The sequence below is a fragment of the Robbsia andropogonis genome, assembly GCF_034047095.1.
Taxonomy (GTDB): domain Bacteria; phylum Pseudomonadota; class Gammaproteobacteria; order Burkholderiales; family Burkholderiaceae; genus Robbsia; species Robbsia andropogonis.
Window position 1 is genome coordinate 264,343 of sequence record NZ_CP139164.1, and the last position, 15,135, is coordinate 279,477.

Sequence of the window (15,135 nt, forward strand, 5' to 3'; positions counted from 1 at the left end):
CAGACTGAACACTGGTAGCTAGCCGCTTAGCGGCGCACCACTGATAAACGTTCTATTGCATCGAAGCGATATCGTTATTTACCCGCACGGCCGCTCGGGCACGTCTTTCATAACAAATGCGCGCCGTGAACCCGAGACGACAGGTTCGCTTCGTTTTGCGCGATAAATATGCGTTGGTCAGACGAACGTCGACAATCTGAACGGTACTCATCGTTTTTATAAACGATCTTTTCCGTCCATCGCCATGCGAATCATCACCTATGCATTGACGTATCTCTCCTCGGAAAGCGTTGAGCGGGACAACAGTGATAACAACGAAAATATTCACAGGCAACCCAATCCAGGTACGCTGCAAAAACTACCCGATGAGCTTTTAACCACCATTTTCACCGCGCTTCAAGCGCGTGGGCTTTTCAACATTGGATTAGTGAGCAAGCGGCTCCGGACACTTATTGTTCCCCTATCTCCGTCAAGTATCACCGCGATTCAAAAAATTGGAAAAGTGCGGACGGGACGACCCGCTGGCTGGCTCTTCTTCCAGGCGATCAAGAGTATCGAAGCAGCAAGCGTATCCGCGCACCGGCCTGCGCTGCTTCGAGAACTGATCTTGGCCGTCCCGACGAACTACAGACGACGCGGTTGTACCTGGGACACAGAGTTCTTCGATAACGGCTGTTTTTTTAAAGCAATCAGCGCGCAATACGCCATGATCACACCGCAGCCGAAATTGCTATCCGATACGCTCGCATTGATCGATTTGTTTGTCGCCCATTTCGTTGCCTACGAATCTTTTGATGACAACGCAATGCAACCTATCGATCTCATGAGAGTAACCGACAAAGCATTTTGGCCGGCGATGCTTGACTCATTGTTGATGGACGTCCCTGCGTGTCATCTGAAATCCGAGATCAGACTATTTTGTGACGAATATCATGGCCCCGAAAACACGATTTCGTGGGCACTCGCGTGGCAAATGGCAACTTCCCGATTCAGGTAGAAGCAGTCTCAACGAACCTCACTTCCTCCATGCGAATCCGGTGATCGACCGATGGCCTACTGCTGTGCTGTTTTTAACAATGGCGCAACCTGCCAAAAGGGGCACTGGTGCAAATAGCCGGTGGGAATCGGTTAAAGTATTGAGCCCAACAATCGGGTGAACGCTGATGAGCAAGCGCAAAGGCGGAGATGTGCTGTCTAATAGTCGACATTTTGATCAAGAAATCATCGTCCTGTGCGTGCGCTGGTACCGTCGCTACAAGCTCAGCCTACGTGATTTGGTGGAAATGATGGCAGAGCGCGGTTTATCGCTGGCTCACACCCCCGTCATGCACTGGGTGATGCGCTTTACCCCGGAGTTCGTTAAACGCTGGAACCGATTTGCGATCCCTTCGGGTCGATCGTGGCGGGTCGACGAGACCCATATGAGGATTCGTGGCAGATGGGTCTACCTGTACCGGGCGGTCGATCGAGATGGCCATACAGAGGACTTCTTACTCGGGGTCAAACGCGACGTGGCCGCAGCCAAAGCCTTTTTTCGCGAGGCGACCAGGCACCAGGGCCAGTCACCAGAGACTATCACGCTCGACGGTTACGCTGCCTCGCACCGCGCGGTGCGGGAAATGAAGGTCGATAACCTGCTGCCCGAAGACACGAAGGTCCAATCCTCGAAGTATCTGAACAATCTGATTGAGCAGGGCCATCGAAACATCAAATCGAGAACGAACGCGATGCTTGGCCTCAAATGGTTCGCAAATGCCGCGGTAACGATCTCTGGCATCGAATTGATGCATCGCATTCGCAAGGGCCAGTTCGATCTGACTAAACTCGGTCTCAAGCATGCCGCTATGCCTGCCGTATGGAATGCTGTTCTGTCTTCTTCATACAATATCCTACATGTAGGAACATTCTCAACACTCTTACCTGTTTGCACCAGAACCCGCAAACCCAACATGCGAACCCAAATCGCACCGTTACGAATCGCCGTCGATCGTAAAAGAGTTGATCGATCCGTTCCGCCCTGAGATACGATCAACGCGCATACCGGGAGAGCCCATTGCAGCACCGTGCTTGCACTTAGACCGAACGAAGACCTAGCCACCCGCGGCTTGCAAACTTTCCCCGCGATGAACCGCACGCTTTCCAGATTTCATGCTTTCCACTTCGTAGCGTGGATCATCGGCACTGGCATCAAACGTGTGACCATCCAGATGCACTCGCTCACGCAAAATGCGTACTATTTTTCCTTTCGTTTCACCCTGCGGTGTCTGCCACTTGACGTGGTCGCCGAGCTTCCACTGATTGATCATGATGCCGTTCCTTGATCGTAATATCGTACCGGAGCGTGAGCAAATGTCGTGCCGCGCCCATTTGGACCGTGACAAAGCAATGAACCATGCCGAATGTTAGGTTCCAGCCGAAAGAGTCCTTTGCTGAATGGTGTTTGGACATTATCGGACGCCTTTGTCATCATGCGCTGTTCCATGCTCCACTGCATTTGCACTGTTCCACCTCGAATTTACACGCAAACGTCTCCTTGCCCTGTTGCAGTTCGAATATCAATCAAGCTTTCAGCAAATCGGCTGACCGACGATGCTGGGTTTATTGTTAGACGGCTCGGCAGCGAATTTGAGATATGAATTCACGCTATTTTTTGAGAAGTATGATGGGCTTGGTAACCCAATGTATTGAGAATCTGTGTCGCAAGCAGCCACCGCGCAGCGCAGGCCTTCGTCAATCTCGGTTTAGCAAAAAAATCTCTACGCGCTTTTGCAACCAACCTTGCAATCCAGTTTTTAGACATTTCATCGGTTGAAGCAGCGTGCCGAAGGTCTGCAAAGCAGATAAAGTATGAGCAAAAATTGAAGGCAGCGGCCGATAGAGATGCCACACTTGTCATCGAGCAAACCAGTTTATCGGTTGCCTCTTCTGCGCATCAGAATCACGCTGAAGGCTTAAAGCCCGGTTTCTTGCGGACTGCGCCGACACCAAACGCAACGAGCACAAGTGCCTCTTCGTTTCACGAGATGTCTTTTCTCCAGCGCCCCCGAACCTGCACATATTGCAGGTTACCTACACCTCATACGTCTCTCAATAAAAGGCGCGGATATCATTCGGCATTTCTTCAAAAAGATGCCGTGTCTCTGGGCGTTCCAACGCTCATAACAGTGGGATAAATAATCATGCAAGCTTTGAACGATATTTTTTCTTATTTTTGGAACGACAGCGAAAATGACAATCTGCTCATCGGCAAGGAGCCGGCGCCTGCCGATAAAACAAATCGAGACAATCCTTTTAACGTACCGGAAAAGATCGTCGATGCCTTTGCATCACTTCTGTCCGCACGGACCCTGCTCAGACTTGCATTGGCAAATAAACGCCTTCATTTTTTACTAACATCGAATTTCCAATCCACTTTCACAGCTCTTTCCATGATCGAAGCAGCGCGACGGGATACTTCCGTCGCTTGGCCCTTCGTTCGCGCCATCGAGAGCATCCAGACCGTCAGCATTAGCGCACAACGACCAGCCTTGTTCAGACAACTGGCTTTAACGATATCGGGCCCTCGACAATTCGCATGGTCCGACGACGATCAGCGAAATTACATGTTTGACAGCAATAAATTCTACAAAGCGATCGCAGATGAAACTCGACTCATACCATTGCCGCCACGGTGCACGCTCGACGCGCTTGCATTGATTGATCTGACTGTTGCCACTTCCACCGGGTCGCGGGTTTTCAAGCCTACGGAGATAACGCATTTTAATTTTTTGAAAACAAGCGAAAAAGCATGGTGGCCTGCAATGCTCGAGTCTTTGATCATTGATATCCCGGCACAAGATTTGAAGGCGGAAATTGCTACATTTCTGGAAAAGTACGACGATCAGATGGTGCAGATATCTGACCCGCTTGCTTGCGTTCTGGCAACTACTTTGTTCTTCGGCAACACGCGGTCGGGCGCAGATGTCCGTTCAGAAATGCAAAGACGTTTTGGCGTTACGCGTTCAGAGCAGTGGCGTACTATTGATCACGCCATCGCATCACACATTCATCTCCATTTCCGTGCGGAACCGCCCGGTCCGGCGTTCGATGCAGAATGCACACGATGGCGCACCAACGATGAGAAATTTGTAGTCTTGGCAGAATCAGCAGCCCTCGCCGCTAACCCGAGATATGATTTTGGCAACAGACCGATGATCAGCATGCCGGATAAAACATGGGGCTGGAGTATCTGGTGAACATTCTCCACCGATATCTGGTTTAGACAACATCATCGGTTGGACGTTCGTCGTTTTAATTGCGGTTGCTTCGCGATAGCGTTGGACGGCATGCAATTCTACGTTGCCTCCACGCTTGTAACATAAAGGCGTAAAGCGCACCGCATATGCGTCATGGCAGACTCATAGGTTCCCATCGGCAGCCCCTTCCTTTGCCGCATCTGCGGATGATGGCGGCGCCAAGCATATCAAATAAATGCATATTGCCATCATCACTCTTCGTTTTTCCAACCAAGTGTTCGCTACCTATTCAAACTATCTGGTTCGTGAAGTCACTCACGAACTTGGCAGGCAAATTTTCCGAGTAATAACCTATGCAAAAACTTAGTACCTTATCGTCCGACGGGTATCGTGATCATGTTAATGCAGCCCCATCTCATGACGTCCACCCGATCGCGGAAATAAGTGATACCTATCATGAGGCGCTTATGGTGCGGGCTGTCACAGAGCGAAACGTAGGGAATTTTCAAGTATTGCCGGACAACCTGATTGTCCAGCTGGCAGCGCCCCTTCCCGCAAACACGTTATCAAATCTTAGAATATCAAGCCGATATCTCAGCGCCTTATTGACGCCAGATATCATCTCGAACGCTATGGCATCCGAAGACGTCGTAAGGACCAGCGCAAAGACAGAAATGGACTTCTTAACGGCAGCAAATGCCTATATAAATTCCTATAAACTGCCGTCTCCCCTTACACCTGCGTCGATTCGGGCCGACGCCTTGACGCTTCCTTACGTTGATGGTTTGGTCGATAGTGAGATATCTGTCAGACACCGAGGATATATCTACCTTCACGTTTTGTCTGGTGCAGTCAAAGCCGCCAAGCAGTGCATAGAACTGCCACTGCAATCGCTAAGAGCCGCCCTCGATTTAATCGACCTCGAAGCAGCGGAATATGCTGGAAGAGACTCTTTTAGTCACGGTGAAAGCAATCCTTATTATTTATTTACCAATACAAACCCATTATTTTTACCTGCGATGCTCGAATCACTAGTGACGACGGTCCCGGCTGCCGGTCTAGTGTTTGAACTCAGTATATTTTGCAGAAGGTTCGACGGAACATTAGACGCGGTATCAGACACGCTGGCGGGGATGTTAGCTGCAGAGCTTTTTTTTAACGGACCATTGCCCCCGCGAATTCATCCTCATGCAAAAGGGCCCGCCGTTCGCGAAATTATGCATCGACGTTTTGGGGTAAGCAGCGAAGCGCAGTGGAAAGCAGTCGATCGAGATATCGCTTCGGGAATATATCGACGATTGGATTATCCAATCGTTCCCCGCATCGAACAGTTATGTCAGAATTGGCGTCTCCATGACGCGTCGTTCAGGAAACTTGTGGAAGATATTCTCCTCGCCGAGCGTCCTATTCTATACAAAAAATTCATCGAATCGCGTTAAACCTCTTGCGCTTTCTCACGAAAAAAGAACAACGATAAGCCAAAAGCAACGCCAAGCTTACCTTTGTTCTTCCCAACGCCGTCCGTCCACCAAGGATGGCGAAGGTCAGACGGTGTCAACACATCGCGTAGAGTCTACTTGCCCAACAAATCATCTTCGACAGCCACTTTTACTTCGCTTTTTATTATATTTTTTCGCCGCTTTTGCAAATTTAGTCAGACAGAAGGTTACTATACTCAATCGTATGCGACTCGACCGGCACAGCTACCATGCAACTGTTAGGCAATGCGTTGGCATATCTAGGCTTGTGGAGCACACTCTACAACGATGTGGATGAAACCTCAGCGTGTTCCATTAATAGCGCTAAACAGCGCCACCTGTTGGAACTATCAAGTGACCTCGTGATTGTCGTCGCTGCATTGCTCCCAGCGCATTCAATCGTGCGATTCGCGTCAGCGAATCAGCAACTCCACACCCTTTTGCGCTGTAGGTTCCCTGCAACATTTCAAGCTGTCGTCGATATCAAAAACCTATCTTCGGGCACGCCGGTGGGTAAGCTTTTCACGCAAGCGATAAACAGCATTCAAGCCATTAGTATTCGTACGCAGCAGCCGGCATTGCTCCGCGACCTGGTATTGACTCTAGAAGCAGGATCGCAACGTTTCGATACCTCGCCTGGAGGCTGTGATGATGGTTTTGATAGCGGGCCTTTCTACGATGCCATTTCGCAACAGGAAAGCGAAATAGCGGTGCCTCCCCGATGTCAATCTGATGCGCTTTCTCTAATAGACCTTATTGTTGCCCGATATGCAGGTTGCGCATCGTTCAAACGATGCGCAAACCGCCCTTTCGATTTGCTGAAAATGACAAACAAGGCGTTCTGGCCTGCAATGCTTGACTCCTTGATGGCGAACATTCAACCAGACAAACTGAAACGGGAGATAACATTGTTCGCCGAGGAATACGAAGGAACGGTCCATAATATATCCACGCGACTCGCCGCCGAGTTGGCGGTGATCATGTTAGTCAATGACTGTAATGATTGGGGTGACGTACGATCAGTCATGCATCGTAGATTTGGTGTAATGACCGAAGCACAGTGGCATGCGATCAATCATCGCATTGCAACGAGGGTCTATGTGAGTTGCCTCGTCTAAATCCTCAATATTCCAGCCTCCGCGTATGCTTGGCGCTCACGTCGCAGACCAAGTGTCCATGCCACAACAAGCGATATCGGCTTCCATAGGTCATCAGAGCTACGCGTTCTCGCTGCTGAGAACCATGCATATTTTGCCAAGTCGGGTAACTGGCATCGTGTTATCGCGGATTGCGTAGCGGATGCGTGCTCGTACGCCACATCGTCTTGCAGATTTGTTCAGACAGCATTGCCCCAACCTCACCATCGCCGGCACAAAGCATTACCTACTCTAATAACGACACGATTGACGAGGTGAACATTCGCATGGCGAAACATCTCTTCGGCGACGCTACGAACTGGGACGGCTTAAATTTCACATACCTTATCAATACACAACTTTCGCACGCACAACCATGCAGATTCTGACTGATTTATTGAGCAGTACCTTACCCGGTGTATTTTACCAAAATACCGATGATGATCTTATCGTCGCACAAGCAACGATCGAGTCCAGGAAAAGCGTATATTCGGACTATTTGAATGAGCTCCCCGACGAACTATTCAGGGCGACCACATCATGCCTCTCGATGCATGCAATACTGCAACTCGGATCAGCATGTAAGCGCCTTGATGCCCAAATGGTCGCGTTGTTCCCTACCCTCTTCAAGGCGCTTTCAGAAATCAAGGCTACCCGAACCGCATCGGTTCCGGTCTTTTCATTCCCCATTATTCTATCAAGTATAAAAGATGTCAGCATCGAACGAGCACAGCCGGCTTTATTACGAAAATTACTTGTAGACGTACCACGCAACAGGCGTTCTTTGGATACCCGCATTCCTGCAGAGCAACGCGTCTATGTCAATCATATCGAAACCACCGTCGCGCAACAAAAGGATCTGATATCGTTCCCATTTTTATCTCAGGCTGATGCACTTTCTTCCATCAACCTTATAGTTACGCAACATCTCTGCGGTCCTGCTGCGATTAGTACGAGCAAGGAATTGATTTATTTGATCTCGAACACGAAATACGCTTTCTGGCCTGCCATGTTTGATTCAGTGCTAGTCGATATCCCAGCAGATCACATCCTGGAAGCAATCAAAATTTTCCTGGATCGCTACGAAGGCACCGTAGAAAAAGTGTCGGATTCATTCGCGAAAGCTTTGGCAAATGAGATGTTTTTCCATCGAGACTTACCCGGTGCTTTTCGGGATAGCAAAAATAAAGGCACCGTTATTCGAGAAATGCTGCAAACCCGCTTCGGAATAACACGCGATGTGCAATGGCAAATCATTGACGAAGGTATAGCCCTAAATCTTCATAAACATGTGAATCCCTCACCAGGAGCAAGCTTTGATAGTCTATGCGAAAATTGGCGTGCCGACGATACCGCTTTCGTGATTCTTGCCGAGAAAATGACAGTTGCGAACGCACCGTATTTTAACTTTGGGAACCGATCGATGCGCTCTGCCAACTGGATAAACTGGTTGTCTTCCATTGGAAGTTGAAGTATTTTCTGGCAGCGGCTGTGGTTCATTCCGAACTGCATGTTCGGCAAGAATCCAGCCACCGATGCCCGCGCCGTTGACGACGTACCCCGTAGGTACGGCACGAGAGATCGCACGTGTCTTACTGGTCTCGTACTGTGCTGCATTCAATTCAAGGGGGCGCGGAGCCGCATCATGCATCCATGCCAAAAACTTCATGATCAGCACGTTGGTTTACCACCATCTCGTTACGTCTACAGCAATTCATCAACGACCATCTGGTTTTCTTGTAATTTTCAATTTCATTGTACGCAATAGCGCAGTTCTGCGTTAAATCGGTTATGCATCTCAATGTTAATTTGATCTATATCAAGCTTCTTTTTAAAAAATAAACATTCGAAAATCATCTTTTGGATATTCGGAGAAATGTACCCGGCTGAGCCGTCGTACTCTTCAATGAATAGCGTCATTGCATCGCTTAAATTTTCTGATGGAATGGACGATAGAAGCGAGTCGAGCATTGCTGGCCAAAGGACTTTATCTGTCTTTTCTAGCAAATTGCTTGGCGACATACAACAACTATCAAACGTATGATGCACAGTCCACCGTGCGACTATAAGATCAATCAAGGCGAATGCGTCGGATTTAGCTAGGGGTAGTGAATCAGCAGTGGATAATGTTTTTACCAATTGCTCCTGTTTGGTAAGAACGTCACAAAAAGCGCTAGTATCAAATCCAAGTTCGTTTAAATTAATTTTACCGTTCCCGTTCAAATAACATATCGGCTTTTCTAGCAAGCTCAAGATCGGAACAACGGGCAAGGAAAAAGCATGAAACACCTTATCCATCCCCTTATTTATTAATGACACAAAGGCATCAGACTTGCTCGTTGGAACATCGTATTGCTTTAAGCAAAAATCTGGCTGTATGATTTTGAGAGCGGCTAAAGGTACGGATTGTACGTAAGAACGCAAAAACGACGGTTGCATCGTGCAAATACTGGTGATCCGGATAACTTTAAGCGCATCAGCCTCTGAAGTCATAATACTCTTCATAATTACGAAGTCGTATGGATCGCTTTCCATGCTCGCCTTGTACACATAATCGTAGAATGATTTCGTTATCTTGATAGATTTACATTGCAAGCAGAATATTTTATAAAATTTTTGGTTTATAGATGCAAGATTGAATAGATGTCGCTCCGGCAACCGAAATGCAAAGTCATAAATCAACTCATTTGGTAGTTCACAAATAATATTTCGATGTGCACTTTCGTCGGCGTCAAAAAATACTTGATCATCATGGGTCACTAAGTGCCGCAAACTTGAAAGCGTACTTCTTGCGATATCCATTTTAAATTTCCAATAAATTCATCGTACAACAAATTTTATCATGCATGATCTGACTTAGTTCGCATCGCTTTAAAAATTGAGGATTACCATGAAATCGAACCCTATTAAAAAAAATAATGATTGATGTTCAGGAGTTTGGCGTGGAAACCTATGTCCACTAATAAAATTCCTCCACCGCCTTAGCGTTCAATCCAAACCTAACAATACGTGGCCCATGCAAGAAATGCCGTACTCCCCTTTACCCCTTCGTAAGGACTAAAGCACCCTTCAACATTTTGCAGAAATTTGTTCCAGCAAAATAGTGTTTAATCTTTAATCTTATTAGTAGCTCCATGGGTCATTCCGATTAAATAGGCAAAGCATCACATCCTCAATTTGATCTTTGTTATAATTTTTTTCGACAAGAAACCAATCTACGACTTTGCTCCTGACATTGTTGGAAATACGACCGCCTGATCCATCATATTCTTGAGCGAATAGCCCGATTTCGCTTTGCAAATACGTGACCTCTATAGGTGCCGCTAACAGCGAATCAAGCATTGCGGGCCAAAGCGCTTTATCTGTCATCTTTAACAGATCGCAAGGTGACACGCGACAATCATCGAACGTATGACGTACAGCCCACCGTGCCACTGCAAGGTCGATCAAGGAGAGTGCGTCGGATAAGGACTCAGGTGGCGTGTTTATCATATTCTCCTGCTGGGTGATTAGTTGACAAAAAGCATCAGCATCAAATTCAGCAAGCGTATCTTTATTAGCGTTCGGGTCTTGATAAATTATAGGACCGTAATCTTTAGCCGCAACCACCGGGGTGGACCAGAACAACGTATTTAGCACCTTTTGTATTAAGGACGGTTGAATCTCAGACACGCTGATCGTCACGTCAGCTTGTTTTTTAAAAAATCCAGGAACTATTGTTTCCAACGCGTTGATGGGTACTGCCACCAGTAAATCACGTAGCATTGAAGGCCGCATCGCTGAAACGTTAACAGCGCGAATGGCGTTAATCGCAACGTTCTGGTTATATTTCAGATCGTCTAGGAGTGATGGCATACGATCCGCCAAATCCCCATATGCCAATGCGGTTTTCGCGTAGAAATCCTCGACCATACGAATCGATTGACGTTGTGACAATAAGTCTGTATAAAATCGTCGATTGGTTGATGCTAAATTAAGTAGATCGCCTTTCGGAAGTAAAGATGCGATATTAATAATAAGCTCATTCGGTAGAGTGGGCACATCATTTCGATGCGCGTTTTTTCAGAATCAGGACTTACTTCATCAGCGCGCGAGGTGTCGTAAGTTACCCATTGTCATAGGCTCGAAAGCGCATTTCTTGCGATATCCATTTTGCCTTCTCCTAGAAACAAACAGTAGATGAGACTGAGTAACCATCAACCTTATTTAGTTCGCGTTCTTAGCAAGATCGCTGCACGCCGTATCACTTGATCATCATTACAGATGAGCATGATCAATGAGCCGAGTCGTATATTCGTATGCTTCGATACGCCATTCTGGCGCGCGTGCAATACAAAGGTGAGCGATGAAGTGTGCAAGCCATACTTGGCCAGTGGAGCTGGCAGCGGTACCATTTAAAAAACACCTTGCTCGGTATAGCGCCAAGCAAAATTTCCCTGTACTCCTTTATCTGCTGAAAACAAGAACATCTCGGACGAGGAATGCCAGAAGAGCCAAATTTTTACTTAGTATGACTTACTAACTGCACCCCTATGCGTCTTGAAAGACTCTGTTGACTGGAAACGTAGATACCCTGTCCCAGCCTCCTAATAATTAAGGGTTACGGCACAACGCTGCTTGCTTGCTGCTTGTATTGCCTGTAGCACTTAGACAGAATAGCTTTGTACGATCCAACAATTCGCGACTTTTCACAACAACAGAAACTAAGGTGTCCAGATCACTTACCGCGCTCGATTAAATATCTTATATTGTGAGCGCGCTATAAATTGGCCGGGTAACGTGCCATCACGCAGACTTCATGGCGAACCTAGTTCAATGATGCCGCCGCTAAAACCCAACCGGTCGCCGCTCAGATATTGCGGTATTCTGGAGAGCGACTTTTCGAACATTGCACAAAGAGTCCGCCGAAATGATTGTATATAGGCGGTCGAAATTCTGGATGCGCCTGCTTTAGAAACAGCAGCACAAGCACATAGGCGCCAGATGCCAGTTCATTTTTCCCGATCGAGGCTGGCCCGCACGTATGTGCCAGACGGTCGGGATGGAACACGGCAACGTAGCGGAAACCATCGGTTTTGCTACAATCGATCTCAGTATCGTCTTTTGCGTTGACAGACAGCGATAATTCCATTGTTGTAGCAGCCGCGCAGCGAGTCATCGCTACGGGGTCGTGATTGCCGCGTTCGCCTAATGACCGGCGTGTTCCGGATCGTTATCTTCCTTGGCTTCGTCGAGGTAAGGCGTCCGATAGCCACTGCGCACACCCCAGCTATAAAAAAGGAAGGCAATGACGGCGACGATCAGCATGTCCCAATTTTCCGGCAAATAACCTTTGCCACCAAACTCTCGGCCACCGAAGTAAGACAGTAATGCCATGACGAACAGATAGGCGATCAGCCAGCGCGCCGCACGCCAGTCATGACTCCACCCCTGCCACCCATGCTTGGCTTGGTAATACAGATACACCGGCAACGCCACGGCCATCAGCACAATGATCTCGCCCGTCAGCGGCCAGCGCGCCCAGTACAGAATCAGCGAAGCAAACACAAACGCCAACGGCGCGACAATACCCATGCCGGACAGCACCAGCGGTCGCTTCAAGTCCGGCGCGTGGCGGCGCAGCGCCATCACGCTGACCGGTCCTGTCAGATAGGAAATCACGGTTGCAACAGAGATCACCGCTGCCAGTGAACTCCAGCCACGGAAGAAGAACAGGAAAACAAACGAGACAGCAAGGTTGAACCACATCGCCGGACGCGGCACACCATATAGCGGATGCACATTGCCCAGAATTGCCGGCAGCGTGCCATTGCGTTCCATCGCGAAGATCATCCGCGACGTGGTAGCCATATAGGTGATACCCGTCCCACTCGGGCTGACAAACGCGTCGATATAAAGCACTAACGCCAGCCAGTTCAGGCCCAAGGCAATTGCCAGGTTGGCAAACGGCGAGCTGAAATCGATATGATTCCACCCCTGCGCGATTTGCTCAGGCGTTACAGCGCCAATATAGGCTGCCTGCAACAGCACATACAACACCAATGCGAGCAGGATCGAGCCAATCACCGCGAACGGGATACTGCGCGAAGGGTTGCGCGCTTCACCCGCCAGGTTAACGGGGCTCTGAAAGCCATTAAATGCAAAGATGATGCCGCTAGTCGCCACGGCAGTAAACACCGCCGACCAGCCGTATGGCGCGAATTGCCCCAACACGCCCCCGCCAGCGGCGGCATCGGTAGGCGCCGATAAGTGACCGAAGTTCGCAACGGTAAATTGGCTGCCCATCAGACCAATGACCGTCAGCCCAGGCACGACGAACTTAAAAATCGTGATCAGCGAATTGGCACGGGCGAAAATCTGCACGCTCCAATAATTCAGGAGGAAATAAACAACCACGAGGCCGGCGGACAACAGCAAGCCTGTTGTGGAAAGTGTCTCATTTTGATAAAGCGCATGGGCCCACGGAAAAGGCCAGGAACTCATGTATTGGATCGACGCTTCGGCCTCAACTGGAATCACCGAGACAATCGCAATCCAGTTCGCCCAGGCACTGATGAAACCTACTAACGAGCCATGTGAATAGCGCGCGTAACGCACCATCCCACCTGATTCCGGAAACATGGCGCCCAGCTCCGCGTAAGCCAACGCGATCGCCAAAATCACGAGTGCCCCGATCACCCATGCCACCAGCGCGGCCGGACCGGCGATCTTCGCCGCTCGCCATGCACCAAATAACCAGCCTGAACCGATAATCGAACCGAGCCCTGTCAACAACAGTGCAATCGGACCAATGGACCGATGGACGCGTGAGGCGGACCCGCCACCATTCCTCGTCTGTGTTCCCTGCATGCGTACTCCAAATCAGATGCCAACGAAAGTACTAAGTGTGGCGAAGGAGCGGTAGTTTATCCGACTACCGCTCCTTCGTCTTATTAAATCTGTCTTTTCAGAATGGTGTCTACTGACTCATTCGAAAGAATCGAAAGAAGGGAAAATACTTGTCGCAATGGTGAGATTTATGTTGATCTGCAAATGTCTCTAAAAACACGGAAGTTTTTCTATAGTTGACTCAAGTATCTCGAAATATCCACGATCAGCTGTATGTCAACGACTCACAAAAAACCGTCGACGTGACACCGCCAATCGATTTTAAGGATTACCCTGATAGCAATCGTAGCAAGCCGGTGATAAAGAATTGGACTTGCTACGCAATTGCCAGAATACCGATTACTGCTTTCGGCCGAACATGTCCATAAGGCCACCCAAGGCAGACAGAACATTATCGGATTTCAATTGGCCGTCTTCCGGTAATTTACCTTCCGGCGTTGCACGATCCACCACGCCGGGTAGCACCATCGCCAATATCCCGGTCAATTGTTCGACCGGCATGCCAACCTTCGACGCTAAAGCCTCCAGCATCGGTTTACCCAACACGGTGAGCAATGTCGCCGGATCGATAGGCAGGTTTGCGCCTTGCCCGATCCACGACGACACGATCGCCCCGGCACCGGCGTCATGAAACTTTTGTACAAAACCATTCAACCCGCCGGGCTGGCTGTTAACAAATCCAATAGCCGCATCGACCAGCCCATTACCGCCTGCGGCGCCTTGGGCACCCAATCCGTCTAAAATGCTCATCGCATCCTCTTCTGTCAGTTGGTTTCGCGGCGTGTTCACGCTTTGTTAGCACGGACATACGCCTCATGGCGCGGCATTGTACCGGAGAGGACTGACACGTCATACCGCATCGCCTGCAGGCTGTCATAACAAGACAGCCGTACCGCCTCTATTGAAGACGTGGTCGCCACCATCGACAATCCCACGAGAAGCAGTAACGCTTCGGGCAAACGTCGATCATCTCGGCGTCAAAAGCCTCGGGATCGAACAGGACGAACAGGCAGGTCGGCAGTCTTACGCATTTCCGGCTGGTCGATTGTGACATCACTGTCAGGATAGGCAATACAGGGAAGAATCCAGCCTTGCGCGCGTTCATCAGCCGTGACGCCTGGCCAGTCGATGTCGTAACGGACCGCACCTGCCACACAACGGCATAGGCAGGCGCGACAACTGCCGTTTCGGCAGGAGCTGGGCAGCGTCATTCCTTCGCGGGCCGCCGCGGCCAATATTGTCGTTTCACGGGCCGCGGGTACGGTGCGCCCCGCCGGCAGCACGGTCAGCCACACACCACTCGCGGATGACCGCTGCGCATGTCCCGGCGGGGCCTGCTCGCCCGCCTTGCTGTCGATCGTCCCACCACTCACGCTAGCCGCTGATCGTTCAATCATC

12 protein-coding genes and 1 pseudogene are annotated in these 15,135 nt (G+C 49.4%); 6 read left to right on the top strand and 7 right to left on the bottom strand.

Going from position 1 to position 15,135, the window contains the following annotated elements:
- The first annotated feature begins 244 nt into the window (after positions 1-244).
- On the top strand, positions 245-997 hold the full coding sequence (locus tag SJQ66_RS01130) for an F-box-like domain-containing protein (protein WP_320533763.1): 753 nt from the start codon (positions 245-247) through the stop codon (positions 995-997).
- A gap of 166 nt (positions 998-1,163) precedes the next feature.
- A pseudogene (locus tag SJQ66_RS01135) lies at positions 1,164-1,811 on the top strand (IS6 family transposase); the annotation flags it as partial.
- Between the two features lie 279 nt (positions 1,812-2,090).
- Here SJQ66_RS01135 and SJQ66_RS01140 read toward each other — a convergent pair.
- Positions 2,091-2,306: a hypervirulence associated TUDOR domain-containing protein gene (locus tag SJQ66_RS01140; protein ID WP_024903757.1), complete on the bottom strand. Its 216-nt coding sequence runs from the start codon at positions 2,304-2,306 to the stop codon at positions 2,091-2,093.
- 873 nt (positions 2,307-3,179) lie between these two features.
- Here SJQ66_RS01140 and SJQ66_RS01145 point away from each other — a divergent pair.
- From SJQ66_RS01145 to SJQ66_RS01160, 4 genes are all read left to right on the top strand, one after another.
- Positions 3,180-4,235 (top strand): hypothetical protein, encoded by a 1,056-nt coding sequence (locus tag SJQ66_RS01145; RefSeq protein ID WP_046153736.1) that lies wholly within the window; start codon positions 3,180-3,182, stop codon positions 4,233-4,235.
- A gap of 353 nt (positions 4,236-4,588) precedes the next feature.
- Complete coding sequence (locus SJQ66_RS01150; RefSeq protein ID WP_320533764.1) at positions 4,589-5,674, top strand: hypothetical protein; 1,086 nt, start codon at positions 4,589-4,591, stop codon at positions 5,672-5,674.
- Positions 5,675-5,943: 269 nt separating this feature from the next.
- Positions 5,944-6,831, top strand: a complete 888-nt coding sequence (locus SJQ66_RS01155) for a hypothetical protein (RefSeq protein ID WP_024903754.1) — start codon at positions 5,944-5,946, stop codon at positions 6,829-6,831.
- A 394-nt stretch (positions 6,832-7,225) separates the two neighbouring features.
- Entirely contained in the window at positions 7,226-8,320 is a 1,095-nt protein-coding gene (locus SJQ66_RS01160) for a hypothetical protein (protein ID WP_320533765.1), read from the top strand.
- 281 nt (positions 8,321-8,601) lie between these two features.
- On the opposite strand, the gene SJQ66_RS01165 is transcribed toward SJQ66_RS01160, so the two are convergent.
- The 6 genes from SJQ66_RS01165 to SJQ66_RS01190 all read right to left on the bottom strand — a co-directional run bounded on the left by SJQ66_RS01165 (position 8,602) and on the right by SJQ66_RS01190 (position 15,134).
- The gene (locus SJQ66_RS01165) at positions 8,602-9,651 is read right to left on the bottom strand and encodes a hypothetical protein (RefSeq protein ID WP_320533766.1); all 1,050 of its coding nucleotides are present in this window, start codon (positions 9,649-9,651) and stop codon (positions 8,602-8,604) included.
- Between the two features lie 321 nt (positions 9,652-9,972).
- The gene (locus tag SJQ66_RS01170) at positions 9,973-10,890 is read right to left on the bottom strand and encodes an F-box-like domain-containing protein (protein WP_157685051.1); all 918 of its coding nucleotides are present in this window, start codon (positions 10,888-10,890) and stop codon (positions 9,973-9,975) included.
- An 808-nt stretch (positions 10,891-11,698) separates the two neighbouring features.
- On the bottom strand, positions 11,699-11,980 hold the full coding sequence (locus SJQ66_RS01175; protein WP_024903749.1) for a hypothetical protein: 282 nt from the start codon (positions 11,978-11,980) through the stop codon (positions 11,699-11,701).
- A 56-nt stretch (positions 11,981-12,036) separates the two neighbouring features.
- The gene (locus SJQ66_RS01180) at positions 12,037-13,698 is read right to left on the bottom strand and encodes an APC family permease (RefSeq protein ID WP_320533767.1); all 1,662 of its coding nucleotides are present in this window, start codon (positions 13,696-13,698) and stop codon (positions 12,037-12,039) included.
- A gap of 378 nt (positions 13,699-14,076) precedes the next feature.
- On the bottom strand, positions 14,077-14,487 hold the full coding sequence (locus SJQ66_RS01185; protein WP_024903747.1) for a YidB family protein: 411 nt from the start codon (positions 14,485-14,487) through the stop codon (positions 14,077-14,079).
- A gap of 227 nt (positions 14,488-14,714) precedes the next feature.
- On the bottom strand, positions 14,715-15,134 hold the full coding sequence (locus SJQ66_RS01190) for a 2Fe-2S iron-sulfur cluster-binding protein (RefSeq protein ID WP_081764957.1): 420 nt from the start codon (positions 15,132-15,134) through the stop codon (positions 14,715-14,717).
- Position 15,135: the final 1 nt, after the last annotated feature.

Bases quoted from the DNA above. Each gene is read 5' to 3' on its own strand.
- SJQ66_RS01130 (WP_320533763.1), top strand. From the start codon at position 245: ATGCGAATCATCACCTATGCATTGACGTATCTCTCCTCGGAAAGCGTT.
- SJQ66_RS01140 (WP_024903757.1), bottom strand. From the start codon at position 2,306: ATGATCAATCAGTGGAAGCTCGGCGACCACGTCAAGTGGCAGACACCG.
- SJQ66_RS01145 (WP_046153736.1), top strand. From the start codon at position 3,180: ATGCAAGCTTTGAACGATATTTTTTCTTATTTTTGGAACGACAGCGAA.
- SJQ66_RS01150 (WP_320533764.1), top strand. From the start codon at position 4,589: ATGCAAAAACTTAGTACCTTATCGTCCGACGGGTATCGTGATCATGTT.
- SJQ66_RS01155 (WP_024903754.1), top strand. From the start codon at position 5,944: ATGCAACTGTTAGGCAATGCGTTGGCATATCTAGGCTTGTGGAGCACA.
- SJQ66_RS01160 (WP_320533765.1), top strand. From the start codon at position 7,226: ATGCAGATTCTGACTGATTTATTGAGCAGTACCTTACCCGGTGTATTT.
- SJQ66_RS01165 (WP_320533766.1), bottom strand. From the start codon at position 9,651: ATGGATATCGCAAGAAGTACGCTTTCAAGTTTGCGGCACTTAGTGACC.
- SJQ66_RS01175 (WP_024903749.1), bottom strand. From the start codon at position 11,980: ATGGAATTATCGCTGTCTGTCAACGCAAAAGACGATACTGAGATCGAT.
- SJQ66_RS01180 (WP_320533767.1), bottom strand. From the start codon at position 13,698: ATGCAGGGAACACAGACGAGGAATGGTGGCGGGTCCGCCTCACGCGTC.
- SJQ66_RS01185 (WP_024903747.1), bottom strand. From the start codon at position 14,487: ATGAGCATTTTAGACGGATTGGGTGCCCAAGGCGCCGCAGGCGGTAAT.
- SJQ66_RS01190 (WP_081764957.1), bottom strand. From the start codon at position 15,134: ATGATTGAACGATCAGCGGCTAGCGTGAGTGGTGGGACGATCGACAGC.